Origin of the sequence: Poseidonibacter antarcticus (assembly GCF_003667345.1) — a bacterium.
Taxonomy (GTDB): domain Bacteria; phylum Campylobacterota; class Campylobacteria; order Campylobacterales; family Arcobacteraceae; genus Poseidonibacter; species Poseidonibacter antarcticus.
In genome coordinates this window covers 1-779 of the sequence record NZ_RCWF01000045.1, presented here as the reverse complement: position 1 = coordinate 779, position 779 = coordinate 1, and the positions used below count along the sequence as shown (strand labels likewise).

Here is a 779-nt window from a genome sequence, read left to right as displayed (position 1 = left end):
ATTACTACATTCTTTGCTCTTGTTTAATCTTCTCCATCATCATGTTCATCAAGCATATTCCTAATTTTTTTATACATATCTTTTGCATCTTTATTTGATAGTTTTTTTTCTTCAATCAGTTTTAAAATTTGATTTAATTCTTCAATAAAAGATACAATATCTTTTTTTGCTTCAATTATCTCTTCTTCTTCATTTCCTTTTTCTATTTCTTCATTTAACTCATTTAAAAAAGCTTGTAACTCTGGTAGCATCACATTAAATATTATACTTTCTAATTCTATTTTTATATTTTTCACTTATTCCCTTATTTTTTATTTATCATAACCCAATTTGATTACGTAATTATCAATCTTCTTTTTAACAAGTTCATGTTCCCAACCATGTCTTTTAGAAAAATTTTCAATTTCTATCTCTCTTTGTTCCAAAGTACAAAATATAAATATTCTTTTTAAAAATGGTTGAGGAATTTGTATTGAAATCATTTGAAAATAGTTTTCTTTACAGCTTTTAGAACAAAAAGCTTTATTCATAGGTATTTTTTTACTACAGTATGGGCAATTTGACATTATTTTTCCTTTTTATATGCAAGTAAAATCTATAATTTTTATTCTCTTTTATCAAATTTCCATAATTAGAAGTTCTGATGTCATTTCATTAAATTTCCACATCATAGATATTGAAGTTATCCTATTTTCATTATTATAAATTTTAGAAAAGATATCAATGAAAGTATGAAGATGGGCAAATAAAGTTATAGTTGAAACAAAAAATAAAATTAT

General features: G+C 22.7%; 3 protein-coding genes. All 3 read right to left on the bottom strand.

All coding sequences use genetic code 11. The features are described 5' to 3' along the window. Positions 1-23: 23 nt before the first annotated feature. Genes D9T19_RS14420 through D9T19_RS14895 form a run of 3 tightly spaced genes read right to left on the bottom strand, consistent with a single transcriptional unit; the run spans position 24 to position 776 of the window. The gene (locus D9T19_RS14420; RefSeq protein ID WP_121628939.1) at positions 24-296 is read right to left on the bottom strand and encodes a DNA repair protein Rad50; all 273 of its coding nucleotides are present in this window, start codon (positions 294-296) and stop codon (positions 24-26) included. A 15-nt stretch (positions 297-311) separates the two neighbouring features. Further along, positions 312-566, bottom strand: coding sequence for a DUF2116 family Zn-ribbon domain-containing protein (locus D9T19_RS14415; RefSeq protein ID WP_121628938.1), 255 nt, complete (start codon positions 564-566; stop codon positions 312-314). A gap of 51 nt (positions 567-617) precedes the next feature. Continuing rightward, positions 618-776: a DUF1007 family protein gene (locus D9T19_RS14895; RefSeq protein ID WP_369122574.1), complete on the bottom strand. Its 159-nt coding sequence runs from the start codon at positions 774-776 to the stop codon at positions 618-620. Positions 777-779 lie beyond the last annotated feature (3 nt).

Bases quoted from the DNA above. Each gene is read 5' to 3' on its own strand.
- D9T19_RS14415 (WP_121628938.1), bottom strand. From the start codon at position 566: ATGTCAAATTGCCCATACTGTAGTAAAAAAATACCTATGAATAAAGCT.